The organism is Providencia sp., from assembly GCF_003533305.1.
Classification (GTDB): Bacteria; Pseudomonadota; Gammaproteobacteria; order Enterobacterales; family Enterobacteriaceae; genus Providencia.
In genome coordinates this window covers 400,805-417,416 of sequence record NZ_DOEH01000023.1, presented here as the reverse complement: position 1 = coordinate 417,416, position 16,612 = coordinate 400,805, and the positions used below count along the sequence as shown (strand labels likewise).

Below are 16,612 nucleotides of genomic sequence, written 5' to 3'. Positions count from 1 at the left end.
TTACTACATTGTCTTCCCTGGTGCTGACGATTATCTCGCAGACCATGAAATAACAGTTCCGCTGTCATTTCGGAGAAGATGGTGCATCCCGGAGGATTCGAACCTCCGACCGCTCGGTTCGTAGCCGAGTACTCTATCCAGCTGAGCTACGGATGCACAATCTAAAATGGCGGTGAGGGAGGGATTCGAACCCTCGATGCAGCTTTTGACCGCATACTCCCTTAGCAGGGGAGCGCCTTCAGCCTCTCGGCCACCTCACCATATTTTAGTTACACACGATTTGTTTTTTCAAACATCTCGTCTCTGTGTGGCGCACATATTACTTTCCTACACTTAGAAGTCAAACAATTTCTCTAAACTTTTTGCATTCCAGTGTCTGTTTGCACATTTCACAAGCAAGATGCTTAGTTTAACACCGAAATACATATTTATCCGCTGTTATCTGTATAACTTTATGAATAAAAACAGTGCACCCAAAATGAGTAATTAATCGCATTATTTTGATTAACCATCTAAAATCGGCCAAATCTTAAGCTAAAGAAAAATAAAAAAGAAAGAAATAGAATTGATAGCAGCCCGCAAATTTATTTGCTAACGACTCAAAGGCATTAAATTTCACTAATAAAGACTTAGAAATTAAGTTTGTTGAATTGAATTTAAGGAGTAAGACAAGCGCCCATTCATGCTGTGTGGTCAATAACTGGACGCTTATTCATTATTATTGATTATCTGGTTGAGTCTTTTCGGCCTGGATCCGTTGATAAATTTCTTCACGGTGAACAGAAACCTCTTTTGGGGCATTAACACCAATACGAACTTGGTTGCCTTTGACGCCCAATACAGTAACTGTTACCTCATCGCCTATCATGAGTGTTTCACCAACTCGACGAGTCAGAATAAGCATTCTTTGCTCCTTGAAATATTAAAAGAGTCGGGTCTCTAGGTATCCCCGCTATTGTCCATCACACACCGTGAAAACGTAAAGCAATGACATTCACCTAAAGCATTGATGCCATCAAGGCAAGCATTCTAATTATTTACAAGCAAAATATAGCACTACCCGCAACACTTTAACAATGCTGCAACAGATTAAAATTGCCTCATAAAATGATGAGGCAATTTAGTCAAGCTGTTATAGTCGTGAAGCAACCCATTCTTCGACACTCGCCATAGCCGCCGGTAACGCATTAACGTCATTACCTCCAGCTTGAGCCATATCTGGGCGTCCACCACCTTTACCACCAACTTGCTGTGCAACATAAGATATCAAATCACCTGCTTTAACTTTAGCAGTCAAATCATTAGTTACACCAACAATCACACTGACTTTATCACCACTCGTTGTTGAAAGCACGATAATCGCTGACTTCAACTGATTTTTCAGGTCATCAACCATGGTTCTTAATAGTTTAGGTTCAGTGTCACTTAATTGGCTAACGAGTAACTTAGCACCCTTAATATCTTTTGCTTTGCTACTTAATGAAGCACTTTCTTGAGAAGCTTGCTGGTCTTTAAGTTGTAAAATCTCTTTTTCGAGTTGACGAGATTTATCTAATGCAGACTTAACTTTTTCAACCAAGCTATTCATGTCACCTTTCAATAAATGAGCAATTGCGGCAAGTTGCTCAGATTGACTGTGAACACTTTCAATCGCCGTTGAGCCTGTTGTGGCCTCTATACGACGAACGCCTGCTGCGGTACCTGATTCACTCAAGATACGGAATAAACCAATATCACCCGTGCGGCTAGCATGTGTACCACCACATAATTCGATAGAAAAATCGCCCATGCTCAATACTCGCACACGCTCATCATATTTCTCACCAAATAATGCCATAGCACCTTTTGCTTTTGCTCCCTCTAAATCCATCAATTCTGTTTCAATTACTGAATTATGACGAATTTGAGCATTAACAATATCTTCTACTTGACGTAATTGGTCTTGCGTCATGGCTTCAAAATGCGAAAAATCGAAGCGCAGGTATTTATCGTTAACTAATGAGCCTTTTTGTGAAACATGTTCACCTAAAACTTGGCGCAGTGCAGCATGTAATAAGTGTGTTGCTGAGTGATTTAAGCGAATAGCATTACGTCTTTCACTATCAATTTCAGCATTTATACGGTGATTGATGACCAACGACCCCGTTGTCACCTTACCAATATGACCGATTGCCTGACCATATTTCTGAGTATCTGTAACAACAAAGTTTCCACTATCATTTTTCAAGATACCAGTATCACCAACCTGACCACCTGACTCTGCATAAAATGCAGTTTTATCAAGGATCACAATGCCTTCTTCACCTACATTTAAAGAATCAACAGGCTGACCATCTTTATAAAGTGCAGTGATTGTCGCTTGTTGCTTATCCTCTTGATAACCTGAAAACTCACTTCTTTTTTCAACTTTAATCAATGAGTTATAATCCGCGCCAAAACCGCTAGATTCTCTTGCGCGACGGCGCTGATCTTCCATTGCACGCTCAAAACCTTCTTCATCTACTTTGATATTACGCTCACGACAAACATCTGCCGTTAAATCAATAGGAAAGCCGTAAGTATCATATAGACGGAATGCCGCTTCACCTTCTAGGGTGTCGCCTTTTAAAGAAGCTAATTCGTCATCAAGTAATTGCAAACCACGCTCTAACGTGCGTGCAAATTGCTCTTCTTCTGTTTTAAGAACTTTTTCTACCATCGCTTGTTGACGTTGAAGTTCATCCGCAGCTGAGCCCATGACTTTAACTAACGGCGCGACTAATTTGTAGAAAAATGTCTCTTTCGCACCTAGCATATAACCATGACGTACCGCACGGCGAATAATACGACGAAGTACATAACCACGCCCTTCATTCGACGGAATGACACCATCGCTAACTAAGAATGCACACGAACGAATGTGGTCAGCAATCACGCGCAATGATTTATTAGAAAGATCACTTGCACCTGTCGCATTTGCAGCGGCTGAAATTAATTCGCGGAAAATATCAATATCATAGTTAGAATTTACATGCTGTAGTACTGCTGAAATGCGCTCTAAGCCCATTCCTGTATCAACTGATGGTTTAGGTAGCGGTTCCATCGTACCGTCTGATTGACGGTTAAATTGCATGAAAACAAGATTCCAGATCTCAATATAGCGATCACCGTCTTCTTCAGGGCTATTAGGCGGTCCACCCCAGATGTGATCACCATGATCGTAGAAAATTTCAGTGCAAGGACCACATGGCCCCGTATCGCCCATCTGCCAAAAGTTATCAGACGCGTATGGAGCACCTTTGTTATCGCCAATACGAATTATGCGTTCAACTGGAATGCCAATTTCTTTATTCCAGATGTCATAAGCTTCATCATCTGTCGCGTATACAGTAACCCACAGTCTTTCTTTCGGTAGATTAAACCAATCTTCACTGGTTAATAATTCCCAAGCAAATTGTATCGCTTCATGCTTGAAATAGTCGCCGAAACTGAAGTTACCTAACATTTCAAAGAAGGTATGGTGACGTGCTGTATAACCTACGTTTTCTAGGTCGTTGTGTTTACCACCTGCTCGCACGCAACGTTGTGCGGTTGTCGCTCGGGAATATGCTCTTTTATCCAGGCCAAGAAATACATCTTTGAACTGGTTCATCCCTGCGTTAGTGAACAATAAAGTAGGGTCATTATTTGGCACTAGCGAACTGCTGGCGACCACTTGATGACCTTTCGTATGAAAAAAGTCGAGAAACGCTTGACGGATCTCAGCGGTGCTTTTACTCATATTTATCCCGATAACAAGCTGAAAACTGAATTACGAATTGTTGAGATGGAATGTAACATCACCTCTAATCAACTCTCCGATTAAAAAGTGACTAATAAAATAAAGTCTCTTTATTTAGAAGTAAAATTTAGATACATCCATTTGCGGCTTTTATTGTAAAGCGTCTAGATATTTTCTGAAAGTATGTTTATACCTCTGGTCACGGTATTTTTCCACAGAAAAACAACCCGATAAACTATTATTATGATAAGTGAAAATAAATATTATGATAGATAAAAACAAAAAAACGCCACTCATTTTAGAGTGGCGTCTATAACCGACTGATTTATTAGAAAACTAAACTAGAATTAAATTTCTTCTGTCGTTTCCTCTTCATCAGAATCACTGATGAAGTCAGTTGCTGCACTATTAAATTCACCAGTGTGGTTTAATAACATTTCACGCAGTTTCGTATCGATTTCATTTGCGATTTCTGGGCGTTCTTTCAAATAAACTGTTGAGTTAGCTTTACCTTGGCCAATTTTTTCGCCTTTGTAGCTATACCAAGCCCCTGCTTTTTCAATCAACTTATGTTTAACACCAAGGTCAATCAGCTCACCAACGGTATTAATACCTTCACCGTAAAGGATTTGGAATTCTGCTTGTTTAAATGGCGCAGCAATTTTATTTTTCACCACTTTGACACGCGTTTCGCTACCAACGATTTCGTCACCATTTTTTACAGCACCAATGCGGCGAATATCTAAACGTACAGATGCATAGAACTTCAGTGCATTACCGCCCGTTGTGGTTTCTGGGTTACCGAACATCACACCAATTTTCATACGAATTTGGTTGATAAAGATTAAAAGTGTATTTGATGTTTTCAGGTTACCCGCAAGCTTACGCATCGCTTGACTCATCATTCGAGCAGCAAGGCCCATATGTGAATCGCCAATTTCACCTTCAATTTCTGCTTTTGGTGTTAAAGCGGCAACGGAGTCAACAATGATAACATCTACAGCACCAGAGCGTGTCAGTGCATCACAAATCTCTAATGCTTGCTCACCAGTGTCCGGTTGAGAACAAAGCAAGTTGTCGATATCAACGCCTAGCTTTTTAGCATAGATAGGGTCAAGAGCATGCTCAGCATCGATAAACGCACATGTTTTACCACTACGTTGAGCTGATGCAATAACTTGTAATGTCAGCGTTGTTTTACCTGAAGATTCAGGGCCATAGATTTCAACAATACGCCCTAATGGTAAACCACCAGCACCTAGTGCAACGTCGAGTGATAAAGAGCCTGTTGAGATAGTTTCAACATCCATTGTGCGGTCTTCACCAAGGCGCATAATAGAACCTTTACCAAATTGCTTTTCAATTTGACCAAGTGCCGCAGCAAGTGCTTTTTGTTTGTTTTCATCAATAGCCATGTTCACTCCCTAAGTGCAATGATATTAACCACTGCGATAAAACGATTGGATTTAATTTGTTGGAACCAAGTATACTGTATAATCATACAGTATCAAGAAGATTTTTTACTTATGATCTGTAAAAGAAACTCAAGCGCATAACACGTTGATTCTAAACGAACTTGATTTCTATCACCTTGAAACAAGCACTGTTTTGTTATCACATCACTGCTTCCATCAGCTTGTTTTTGAGCAAAACCAAACCAAACGGTCCCAACTGGTTTTTCTATACTACCGCCATCAGGACCTGCAATACCACTCACAGATACAGCATAATCAGCCGCGGCTTCTTTTAGTGCGCCTGTTGCCATTTCAGATACAACTTGTGCACTTACTGCACCAAATTGCTGAAATAATTCATTTTGTACACCAATCATTTGGTGCTTTGCATCATTACTGTATGTTACAAAACCACGATGAAAATAGGCTGAGCTACCTGCAATATCCGTAAGTACTTTAGCTATCCATCCTCCAGTACAAGACTCCGCAGTGGTGACTGTTTTACCTTGTTGCAAGAGTAATTTGCCAATCTGAATACTTAATATTTCGAGTTGCTTCTCATCGACCATTTTGTTGTACACCTTTATTTAAACTTTTTTACGAGCGCGATCCCAAATCCATAATCCTGCAATAGCGATAGTAAATACCGCACCAAAGCCAATTCCCACATGAACTACCGACAATCCTACTTTTATTGCCAGTGAATACAATCCTAACATAATTAGCATTGCACTATTTTCACCTAAATTTTGAACAGCGATGGCATTACCTGCACCGACAGTTTCTTTTCCTTTCTCTTGCAATAACGCATTAAGAGGAACGACAAATAAACCGCCAAATATCCCAAGAACAATGAGAATAAAATAAGAAGGTAATAGGCTAGTTTGTAACGAAAGTAAGATAACCATCACACCAATAACAATACCAGCAGGAATACAACGATAAACTGTTTTAAGTGTGATAAATTTAGCGGCAAGCCCTGCCCCAGCAACAATCCCCACCGCAACCATCGCATTAAGGACTGTTGGCGTTGTGTTATCTTGTAACCCAAGAGCAATAGGTACCCATGCCACTAATAAAAAACGTAACGTGACACCAGCCCCCCAAAACAAGCTTGTACCTACCAAAGAGAAACGACTTTCTTGATTCGCCCACAATATACGACAAGCAGATAAAAAATCGATTAAAAGTTGTTTGAAATTCCAACCCTTAGCCGGTCTTGCCGCTGCAAGATGTGGAATGAAAAAGTTGACCACAACGGCGAGCGCATATAATGCAGCGCAGGTGCCAAGTGCAAGCATGAGATTGATATCAGATAACATTCCACCTACGACTGAACCAACAAGGATTGCCGCAATAGTTGAAGCTTCCATCATACCATTGGCTTTAACCAGGTTATCCCCCCCAGTTAATTCACCTAATATCCCGTATTTAGCAGGTGAATAAGATGCAGCACCTATTCCCACTAATCCATAACATAAGAATGGATTGACTCCGACACAGATACCAAGCGCACCAATAAATTTAAAGATATTAGAAAACAACATGACTCGGCCTTTTGAAAACCGATCTGCGATTTGGCCGACAAAAGGTGCTAATACGATATAGGTAAAAACAAAAACCATTTGCAGTATTGGATGACTCCATTCTGGATAAAACTCAGCCTTGAGCTGCGCCAAAATTGCAAATAACAATGCATTATCCGCAAAAGCAGAAAGAAATTGTGAAGCCAGTACAGCCTTCATGCCTCGACTTAATAACGGAGCCTTTTGCGCTAAATCGTCCATTTTATTCATCCTTCAAAGCCATTTGTTTTAGCGTAACAAAATCGGTTTTTCCGCTACCTAATACAGGAAGTTCTTTTACCCAACGGATATCACGAGGAACGGCAAGTTCAGTTAACCCTTTACTTTTAGCCGCCGTAGATAATGCACTACGGTCCAGTTGCTTATCGGTAGTAAATAAAACGAGTGCTTCGCCTTTACTACTATCAGGTTTAGTAACAACTCCGTGCTGTGCATTCGGTGACATGCTAAAGATCATTTGTTCAATACTTTCCAAAGAAACCATTTCGCCTGCAAGTTTAGCAAAACGTTTTACTCGACCTTTAATAGTGCAGTAATTTCTTTTATCTAATTCAACAATATCACCAGTATCGTACCAGTCTGGCTCTCGCTCACCCTGTGCATTTTCAGCACTCGGCGTTTCTAGAATACCCGGCGCTTCAACACGCAAATAGCCTTTCATGATATTCGGGCCTTTGAGCTGCAACTTTCCACCTTTTTCTATACCTGATAGTGGGATGATCCGAGCTTCCATTCCTGGCAAAATTTGTCCCACAGAGCCTTCTTTGGTTGCCATTGGCACATTGATTGACACTATAGGTGCGCATTCGGTCACGCCATAGCCTTCAAGAATACGAATACCAAATTTTTCAAACCAGATTTTTTTGGTGCTATCTGATAATTTTTCAGCACCAGCAACGACATAACGCAAGCGAGCAAAATCATATTGATGAGCAAAACGGGCATAATTACCTAAAAAGGTCGAAGTACCAAATAAAACGGTACAGTTTTTATCGTAAACCAACTCAGGAATAATTCGGTAATGCAAAGGGCTTGGATAGAGAAATACGCGGCTACCGGAAAAGAGAGGGATAAACAAACCCACCGTCAAACCAAATGCATGAAATAATGGCAGTGATGACATAAAGCGATCGCGCGGAGTGAAATCTGCAATGGTTTTAATTTGCTCAACGTTCGCTAACAAGCTTGCATGACTATGAACCACCCCTTTTGGCGTACCTTCTGACCCAGAGGTAAACAGTACGATAGCTTCATCATCAACTTTGCGAGGGATTATTGCCTTACGGGGTGAAAATAAATGTTTAACAATCCAGATCTTATCTTGCAAAGTGACGGTATCTTTTAAATCTTCAAGATAAATCCAAGTTGCTTCCGGCACTTGCTGAGGAATATGGGTCAAGTTGCCTTTTTCTAAAAACTGACGAGAAGTAAAGACCACGTTTGCCGCAGAGGCTTTTAATGCGTTACTAATTCCATGGCTACCTGCGGTATAATTCAGCATGGCAGGCACTCGCCCCCGCATTAATGCGCCAAATATAGCAGCAGCAGTAACGGTTGCATTCGGTAGCAATAGACCAATACGCTCATTTTCTTTTGTATAGCGTTCGATAATGCGTCCCACACCCAAGGTTTTTTTCAGTAGGCCTTGGTAAGAATCTTCTTTGAACGCAATATCTTCAATACATGGAGTGCATCGACCAAAGCGTTGCACACTATCGATGAAAGCTTCAACTAATGTCATTTGTGGTCGACAAGCCATACGCGCCGACTTCATTATTTGATAAAGATGTTCCCCTGCAAGGCTACGGCGTTCAACCGATTTAGGTGCATCAGGCATTGGGATTGTTTGAGCGGGTAAAATATGCAACGTGATTTTAGGGAACCATTTAAGCGGAATAATCCCCTTTAGATATCCAAAATGACTACGTTCAGCCCCTTCAATACGAATTGGGACAACTTTAGCTTGGGATTTAGCCGCCACAAATGCAGCGCCCTCATAGATTTTCATCAAAGAGCCATGAACAGAGATGCGCCCTTCCGGAAAAATAACAATTGGACGCCCTTTATCGACTTCTTTGACTAACGTTCTAATACCTAAAGGGTTAGCGGGATCGAGAGGAACAATATCAGCATAAGGCTTTAATAACTTAATCATTCGCGGTGTCGCAAATGTAGAATAGACAGCAAATACAGGTTTTACAGGCAAAAATAAAGCGACTAAAACACCATCAAGAAGGGAAACATGATTAGGTGTAATCAAACATTTATCTTGATTAAATTCCTTAGCGTCGCCAATAACTTGAACTCGAAATAAAAATCTAAGTATGGTTTTGACAATTTTTGCCAACATAATGAATCCCTATATTATGACGATGCTTTATGAATTAGTGAATAATTATACAATCATGATTATGTCGCGATATTACTTATGATACTAAGTAGTTTATTCCGAAAGTGTGATTAAACGGTAAAGCATTTATGTTAAATCTTTCACTTGTTGAATAATAACATCTATAGGTTGAGTGGCATCAACAACATGATGCGCTGTAGCTAGGTAAATAGGCTCTCTTAGCTGCATCACTTCTTCTATTTCCTCTAATAAAGACTTTCCAGTCAAGCTAGGGCGTTGATCTTCTTGAGGTTCTGCTGCTAACCGCTGTGCCAATATACTCGGATCTGCGCTCAAATAAATCACAGTACCGTTATCACGCATAATCCGCTGATTTTCTTCAGAAAGAATAATTCCACCACCGGTCGAAACAATCGTTTTGTCTTGCTTAATTGATTGTAATATCTCGCTTTCTAGATGTCGAAAATACGCCCATCCATGTTGAGCAACAATTTCAGCAATACTTTTACCTGCATGTTCTAAGATAAGTTTGTCAGTATCGACAAATTGATACCCTTTATGCTCAGCTAAACGCTTGCCGATTGTTGTCTTTCCAGAACCTCTTGGACCTATAATGTAAAACATCAAAATTCATCCCATCATGATTGTTACGTTACATCTGCCACACAGCTGTTAATCAGTGGCGGTCAAAAACGGCAAACAATAAAAAATAAAGCTACACCTTAGTGTAGCTCTCGTTATAACAGTTTACGCGTTAAGCACGGCTAAGAAAATCACCGTAGCCAATCCACTTATAGGTCGTTAGTGCATCAAGCCCCATAGGGCCTCGTGAATGTAATTTTTGCGTGCTCACAGCAACTTCAGCACCTAAACCAAATTGCCCACCATCGGTAAAACGTGTACTCGCGTTAACGTAAACAGCAGAGGAATCAACCCGATGAACAAAATAATTTGCCTGACTCAGCGATTCAGTCAAAATCGCATCTGAATGAGAGGTACCATAATGTCGAATGTGGTCAATCGCCGCATCTATATCAGCCACAATCTCAACATTCAGATCAAGCGATAACCACTCATCAATTAAATTTTCAGGTTTAACATCAATAACCTTAGCTGGCCCTTGCTGTAAAAAAGGCATAGCCTGCTCACTGGCATGTAAGGTGACTTGTTTTTGTGCCATGACTTCACTCAATCGCGGCATAAAATCAGCTGCAATACTTTGATGCACTAATAATGTTTCAAGTGAATTACACGCACTTGGACGCTGAACTTTAGCATTGACTATCACACTGAGTGCTTTATCAAAATCAACGGATTCATCGACAAAAGTATGGCAAACACCAATACCACCCGTTATGACTGGGATCGTTGATTGTTCACGACATAATCGATGTAAACCAGCGCCACCTCGTGGTATCAGCATATCGATATAACTATCTAATTTTAGTAGCTGAGCAACTAATTCACGATCAGGGTTATTAATTGCTTGTACTGCATCAGCAGGCAATCCGCTATTTTTAAGCGCTTGTTGAATAACACTCACAACGGCAAGGTTGGTATTATGAGTCTCTTTTCCACCACGCAAAATAACCGCATTACCTGTTTTTAAGCACAAGGAAGCGACATCAACAGTAACGTTCGGGCGAGCTTCATAAATCACACCAATAACCCCAAGAGGAACTCGGCGACGTTGTAAATCTAGGCCACTATCAAGTAAGCTGCCATCAATAATTTGACCAACAGGGTCTGCTAATTGGCAAACCTGCCTAACATCATCAGCAATATTTTTTAGGCGAGCTTCGGTCAATAACAAACGATCTTGTAATGCCTCAGTCATGCCACTGTCTTTCGCCAGTTTCATGTCTTGCTGATTAGCAGACAAAATAACTGCACTTTCTTGTTCTAATAAATCAGCAATTTGCTCAAGGGCTGCATTTTTTTGTTTTGTGCTTAATTGCGCTAATTGCCATGAGGCCACTCGTGCCGCTTTACCCATTTTCTCTAACATAATTAACTCACTATCATATCATCGCGATGAACAGCAACTGAGCCATGTTCATAGCCAAGTATGCGACCAATTTCTTGTGAATGATGACCCGCAATCATGCGCAGTGCATCGCTATTGTAATGGCTCACACCATGGGCTAAGTCTTTTCCGACCATATTACGAATTCGGATCACTGCACCTCGTGAAAAATCACCTTCGATTTTCTTAATACCTTTAGGCAATAATGAGCTGCCTTTTTCTAAGATGGCAAGCTGTGCGCCATCATCAATATAAACATCACCTGCGGCTGGCGCACCAAAAATCCAGCGTTTACGGTTCTCCATCGGATTTTTTTGTCCGTAGAACCTTGTCCCTACAGGAATATTTTCAATTACAGCACTAATTACATCCGGCTTATTACCCGCGACAATGATAACATCAATACCCGCTCGACCAGCAACATCCGCAGCTTGTAATTTAGTTGCCATTCCGCCTGTCCCTAAACCACTTACACTATCACCCGCCATTTTACGTAATTCGTCATTAACACCATAAACTTCTGGGATCAACTTAGCATCAGGATTACTGCGGGGGTCTGCATCATACAAACCTTCGATATCGGTCAGTAATAAAAGTTTGTCAGCATCGCCTAAAATTGCGGCAAGAGCCGATAAGTTATCGTTATCGCCCACTTTAATTTCCGCAGTCGCTACCGCATCATTTTCATTAATAACAGGAATAATGCCGTTATCAAGTAATGCTTGAAGTGTATCTCTGGCATTCAAGAAACGTTCACGGTCTTCAAGATCTGCCCGAGTTAGCAACATTTGGCCAATATGAATGCCGTAAATAGAAAACAGCCTTTCCCACAATTGGATCAGACGACTTTGACCGACCGCCGCTAACAACTGTTTAGATGCAATAGTTGCTGGTAATTCGGGGTAATTAAGATGTTCGCGACCAGCGGCAATTGCCCCTGATGTCACAATAATAATGCGGTGCCCTTTTTCATATTGCTGCGCACACTGCCTAACTAACTCAACAATATGAGCTTGATTTAAACGGCGTGAGCCCCCCGTCAATACACTGGTACCTAACTTAACAACCAGCGTCTGGCTATTTTTCATCATTTTTCTGCCATTAGGATTAATAAATTACAAAGTAGCTATCATTTTTATCAGGTGAAACGCGTTATGCCAACAGGCATAACGCAAAATTCAACAAAAGTTTGTTTAAAACAAATTTATGCGCTTAATTCCAGTTTTAATTCTGTCATTAGTTGCGAAGGGAAGAGGGTTAACTCAAGCTCGGATAATTGTTTAGAAAGGGCTTGGTGAAACGATACCAAATTTTTTTCTACTGCGGCTATCGTGACAGGATCTTTCAACACTTTAGCTTGCCAACTACCATGGCTATTATATAAGCCAAGTTGATAAGAAAATTCAAAACCTTCGCTAGTGGCAACTAATTTCAACCACCCCCCCCAAAATTCACGTTTTTCGGGTGAGATATTCGCATTAACGCAAACAACTAAGCTATCAAAAAAATAACAACCATTTAGTGATTGTTTTTCGCGTAAATAAGGACCCATTGCAGCAAATTTCTTTAAATACTTTCCATTTGAATATTCAGTCGGTAAAGCCATGTTAAGGATCTCCTTCTTGGGAAGATCCCTTTTTAACAAAAGCCAAGAAATAAGCAAGTCATTCAATAAAATTAAAGTATTTTAGTTTTTAACCAAGCTGTCGTTTCACTCAGTGCTTTTTCAAAATTTGCAAAAATTGGACTACTTGGTAACATAACTAAATCACCATCCACTGATGAACGCGCGATTAAAGTTGACTCTTCTTTCGGACTATAAATGTCATTTTTCAAACATACTGACATCATAGGCACTTTACTACGTTTACCAAGAAGGCCTTGTTTTTTCAATGAATAACAACTTAATTCATGACGTAAAGAAGCACCATCAACTTGATAAATACCAATACGACTCGCAAATACATCTAATACCATACGAGGAATATCTTTTTGATATTTTTCGTCATTAAGTAAACTGTGAACAATTGGTCCGATGACGGCAACGCCTTTTATTTTATCAGGACACATATAAGCTAGTCTTAATGCTATATTTGCCCCAAAGCGCATCCCTACAATACCAAAACGAGTATGATCAATCCAAGGAATGGTATCTAACTGGCGAACAACTTGCTCATGTAATGTACTGGTTTCTTGAGATAATTTATATTTTATTGAGTAGCCAATTGAAGGCATATCCAACGTTAACATCGCAATGCCAAGCGGCTCTAAATAATCCCGAAAATAACGATTAAAATCAATTTGCAAACTATCTAACATACCGCAAACCATCACGGTAGGATAAGGTCCTTGTGCATTTGAAGGAATATGTAAAAAACCACAAACCTCTTTACCACCTTCAATTTTGAACGCAATTTTTTTCAATTGATATTCAGAAAATTGTGCTGCACTGTCATAAGCTTTACACGCCAATAATACAGCTTGGTCAGCTAATTCATCGCCTTTAATAAAAGGGTAAGCGGCGATACTATATAAATTAGCCGCCCGTAACCATGCATCGCATGCCTTTTCACCCTTTTCGAATTGTAATGCCTTTTGCTGCCAAAGCATGGCTTGATGCGACCATTCAAAGCACCAATTACCGCGTCGATTACCAATAACAGTATCAAGAAGGTTCTCATTACTGCGTTTAGCATCTGAAACAGCAATACGACTTAAAACTTCCTCAATTTCTAATGCGTCGATACCACGCCAAATCCACATTAAGCGATTAATCATCCGGTACCAACCGGCATGTTGAGTTCCGTTTAATACGCTATGATCTTTTATTTCAGGCAGATCATATGAGGAATAAGAGACTAATGTAGAGGTTTCAACTTGTCTTATTTTAGGTTTGAAGAGTTTTTCGGAGAGATTTTGCTGAGTCATTACTTATCACCTACTCATATAATTTTGGAATATGACGGCTATATAAAACAAAAGGGAATGCTATTGCATTCCCCTATAATATCGTATTTTTAACAAATTTATTAGGTATTCATGTTTTGTTTACAACAACTAAAAATTTTTAAGATTTAATTGTCGTTATCTTTTACCTATGCATTAAAAATATAAAATAACGATTTATTTATCTTGCTCGCACAGAGGTTTCACAAATACAACCCCCATATCCCATGGCTGTTCAATCCAAGTATCTTGAGGGATATCGATAACATAGTCATCAACTAATGGACGGCCCGCAGGTTTTGCGAAAATGGTGACAAAATGACCTTTTGGATACATGTCACGAATAGCTTGTGCAGTACCACCGGTATCAACTAAATCATCAATGATGATAAAGCCTTCACCATTACCCTCTGCACGCTTAATAATATTCATTTCGCGTTGATTGTCATGGTCATAGCTAGAGATGCATACGGTATCAACGTGACGGATACCTAGCTCACGAGCAAGAAGTGCGGCAGGAACTAAACCACCACGGCTAACCGCGATAATCCCAGTCCATTGCTCTACTGGTAACAAACGTTGTGCGAGTTTACGGGCATGTATTTGCAACATATCCCACGTTACGACATATTTTTCGCTCATAATATTCGGGTCCCGACGCTGAGTAAAACTGAATGTGTTTTGCGGAAAAAAGGTTGCGCGAGATTATAGTGATTCGGCGCACTAAAAACCAGTAATAATCACCTACTGGCCTGAATTAATATCATTTACACTGTCCATTGTTCAAAATAAAGTGGTATGCTGAACCAATCAATAATGAGGTCTTTAACTATAGGCTTCATGCTGTTAGGCAACCATTTAAGCGATATATCCTTTAAATATTGAGAGTTGTAGTTTAGCCGCCCGATAATGCGACAACTTGAAATATAACGGGAAAATTTAAGGAGAAAAAACGTGTCACAACTATCTAAACTCTCACCACAACCGCTTTGGGACATTTTCGCCAAAATCTGCTCAATTCCACACCCTTCTAAGCATGAAGAAGCGCTTGCTGCACATATTATCGAATGGTCAAAACAAAAAGGTTTTCACGTAGAAAGAGACCAAGTGGGTAATATCTTGATCCGTAAGCCAGCAACGGCAGGCTACGAAAATCGTAAAGCAGTCGTTTTACAAGCACACTTAGATATGGTTCCACAAAAAAATAATGATACTGTTCATGATTTCACAAAAGACCCAATCCGTCCTTATGTGAATGGTGAATGGGTCACTGCTGAAGGCACTACCCTCGGTGCTGATAATGGCATCGGTATGGCATCTGCACTTGCAGTGTTGGCTGATGATACAGTTGAACATGGTCCACTTGAAGTTTTGCTAACCATGACCGAAGAAACAGGCATGGACGGCGCATTTGGTTTACAGCCTAATTGGTTACAAGCTGACATTCTGATCAACACGGACTCAGAAGAAGAAGGCGAAATTTACATGGGTTGTGCGGGTGGTGTTGATTTTACTGCAACATTCGATTTAACTCGCGAAGCATTACCCCAAGGCTATAAAACCTTTACCTTAACGTTAAAAGGTTTAAAAGGTGGCCATTCCGGTGGTGATGTACACCTTGGATTAGGCAATGCCAACAAGCTATTAGCACGTTTTCTCGCAGGTCATGCAGAAGACTTGGGCTTAAAATTGCTCGAATTAACTGGTGGCACTCTGCGCAATGCAATTCCACGTGAAGGTCATGCTATTGTTGCAGTTCCTGCTGATAAAGTAGATGAGTTAACAGCGCTTAGAGCGCGTTATGAAGCTATTTTGCAAAATGAATTAGCGGCTGTAGAGCCTAATGTGGTCTTTTTACTCGATGAAACCAAAACTGAGCTTAAAGCGATCACTGATGATTGCCAAAAACGGTTTGTGTTCTTCTTAAATGCTGCGCCAAATGGCGTTATTCGTATGAGTGATGTTGCTAAAGGTGTTGTTGAAACTTCACTGAATGAAGGCGTTGTCACCATGACAGAAGATAAAGCCGAAGTTATCTTCTTAGTCCGCTCTTTGATTGATAGTGGCAAAAATTATGTTGTTAATATGCTGACTTCAATCAGCAAATTAGCGCAAGCCAAATGCAAAGCACAAGGCAGCTACCCAGGCTGGCAACCCGATGCAAATTCACCGGTTATGCATATTGTTAGCGCAACTTACCAAAAACTGTTTGGTAAAACACCTAATATTATGGTTATCCACGCGGGTCTTGAGTGTGGCTTGTTCAAAAAACCTTACCCATTAATGGATATGGTTTCTATCGGCCCAACTATTCGTGGTGCTCACTCACCTGATGAACGCGTGCATATTGAAAGCGTTGGCCAATACTGGACATTATTAACCGCAATTTTAAAAGATATTCCAGTTAAAAATTAATTTAACTTCATTTTATCTTTGCATATCAAAGCATCCTTAAAGGGTGCTTTTTTATTTTGAATTTTGAATTTTGAA

Annotated in this window: 13 protein-coding genes and 2 tRNA genes; 1 reads left to right on the top strand and 14 read right to left on the bottom strand. The window is 40.3% G+C overall.

Going from position 1 to position 16,612, the window contains the following annotated elements; genetic code table 11:
* Positions 1-79 precede the first annotated feature (79 nt).
* The 14 genes from DD649_RS16265 to gpt all read right to left on the bottom strand — a co-directional run bounded on the left by DD649_RS16265 (position 80) and on the right by gpt (position 14,764).
* Positions 80-156: transfer RNA gene (locus tag DD649_RS16265), tRNA-Arg, on the bottom strand.
* Between the two features lie 11 nt (positions 157-167).
* Positions 168-260, bottom strand: a tRNA-Ser gene (locus tag DD649_RS16260).
* A 458-nt stretch (positions 261-718) separates the two neighbouring features.
* A complete protein-coding gene (csrA, locus tag DD649_RS16255) occupies positions 719-904 on the bottom strand; it encodes a carbon storage regulator CsrA (protein WP_004264815.1) in 186 nt (61 codons plus the stop codon).
* Between the two features lie 228 nt (positions 905-1,132).
* Positions 1,133-3,760 carry an alanine--tRNA ligase gene (gene alaS / locus DD649_RS16250; protein WP_294108841.1) on the bottom strand — a complete coding sequence of 876 codons (2,628 nt, stop codon included), beginning with the start codon at positions 3,758-3,760 and terminating at the stop codon, positions 1,133-1,135.
* 347 nt (positions 3,761-4,107) lie between these two features.
* On the bottom strand, positions 4,108-5,175 hold the full coding sequence (recA, locus tag DD649_RS16245) for a recombinase RecA (RefSeq protein ID WP_294108839.1): 1,068 nt from the start codon (positions 5,173-5,175) through the stop codon (positions 4,108-4,110).
* 92 nt (positions 5,176-5,267) lie between these two features.
* The gene (gene pncC, locus DD649_RS16240; protein WP_336430964.1) at positions 5,268-5,783 is read right to left on the bottom strand and encodes a nicotinamide-nucleotide amidase; all 516 of its coding nucleotides are present in this window, start codon (positions 5,781-5,783) and stop codon (positions 5,268-5,270) included.
* An 18-nt stretch (positions 5,784-5,801) separates the two neighbouring features.
* Positions 5,802-7,001, bottom strand: coding sequence for a lysophospholipid transporter LplT (gene lplT / locus DD649_RS16235; RefSeq protein ID WP_294108838.1), 1,200 nt, complete (start codon positions 6,999-7,001; stop codon positions 5,802-5,804).
* A 1-nt stretch (position 7,002) separates the two neighbouring features.
* Positions 7,003-9,150 carry a bifunctional acyl-ACP--phospholipid O-acyltransferase/long-chain-fatty-acid--ACP ligase gene (gene aas, locus DD649_RS16230; protein ID WP_294108837.1) on the bottom strand — a complete coding sequence of 716 codons (2,148 nt, stop codon included), beginning with the start codon at positions 9,148-9,150 and terminating at the stop codon, positions 7,003-7,005.
* Between the two features lie 126 nt (positions 9,151-9,276).
* On the bottom strand, positions 9,277-9,774 hold the full coding sequence (gene aroL / locus DD649_RS16225) for a shikimate kinase AroL (RefSeq protein ID WP_294108835.1): 498 nt from the start codon (positions 9,772-9,774) through the stop codon (positions 9,277-9,279).
* Positions 9,775-9,904: 130 nt separating this feature from the next.
* Positions 9,905-11,158, bottom strand: a complete 1,254-nt coding sequence (gene proA / locus DD649_RS16220; protein WP_294108832.1) for a glutamate-5-semialdehyde dehydrogenase — start codon at positions 11,156-11,158, stop codon at positions 9,905-9,907.
* A gap of 2 nt (positions 11,159-11,160) precedes the next feature.
* Positions 11,161-12,264 (bottom strand): glutamate 5-kinase, encoded by a 1,104-nt coding sequence (gene proB / locus DD649_RS16215; RefSeq protein ID WP_294109190.1) that lies wholly within the window; start codon positions 12,262-12,264, stop codon positions 11,161-11,163.
* A 116-nt stretch (positions 12,265-12,380) separates the two neighbouring features.
* Positions 12,381-12,782, bottom strand: coding sequence for a sigma factor-binding protein Crl (gene crl, locus DD649_RS16210; RefSeq protein WP_294108829.1), 402 nt, complete (start codon positions 12,780-12,782; stop codon positions 12,381-12,383).
* A 71-nt stretch (positions 12,783-12,853) separates the two neighbouring features.
* A complete protein-coding gene (gene frsA / locus DD649_RS16205; RefSeq protein ID WP_294108828.1) occupies positions 12,854-14,104 on the bottom strand; it encodes an esterase FrsA in 1,251 nt (416 codons plus the stop codon).
* 195 nt (positions 14,105-14,299) lie between these two features.
* On the bottom strand, positions 14,300-14,764 hold the full coding sequence (gpt, locus tag DD649_RS16200; RefSeq protein WP_294108827.1) for a xanthine phosphoribosyltransferase: 465 nt from the start codon (positions 14,762-14,764) through the stop codon (positions 14,300-14,302).
* A 312-nt stretch (positions 14,765-15,076) separates the two neighbouring features.
* Between gpt and pepD the strand changes: the two genes are divergently transcribed.
* Positions 15,077-16,537, top strand: coding sequence for a beta-Ala-His dipeptidase (gene pepD / locus DD649_RS16195; RefSeq protein WP_294108826.1), 1,461 nt, complete (start codon positions 15,077-15,079; stop codon positions 16,535-16,537).
* The last annotated feature ends 75 nt before the right edge of the window (positions 16,538-16,612 follow it).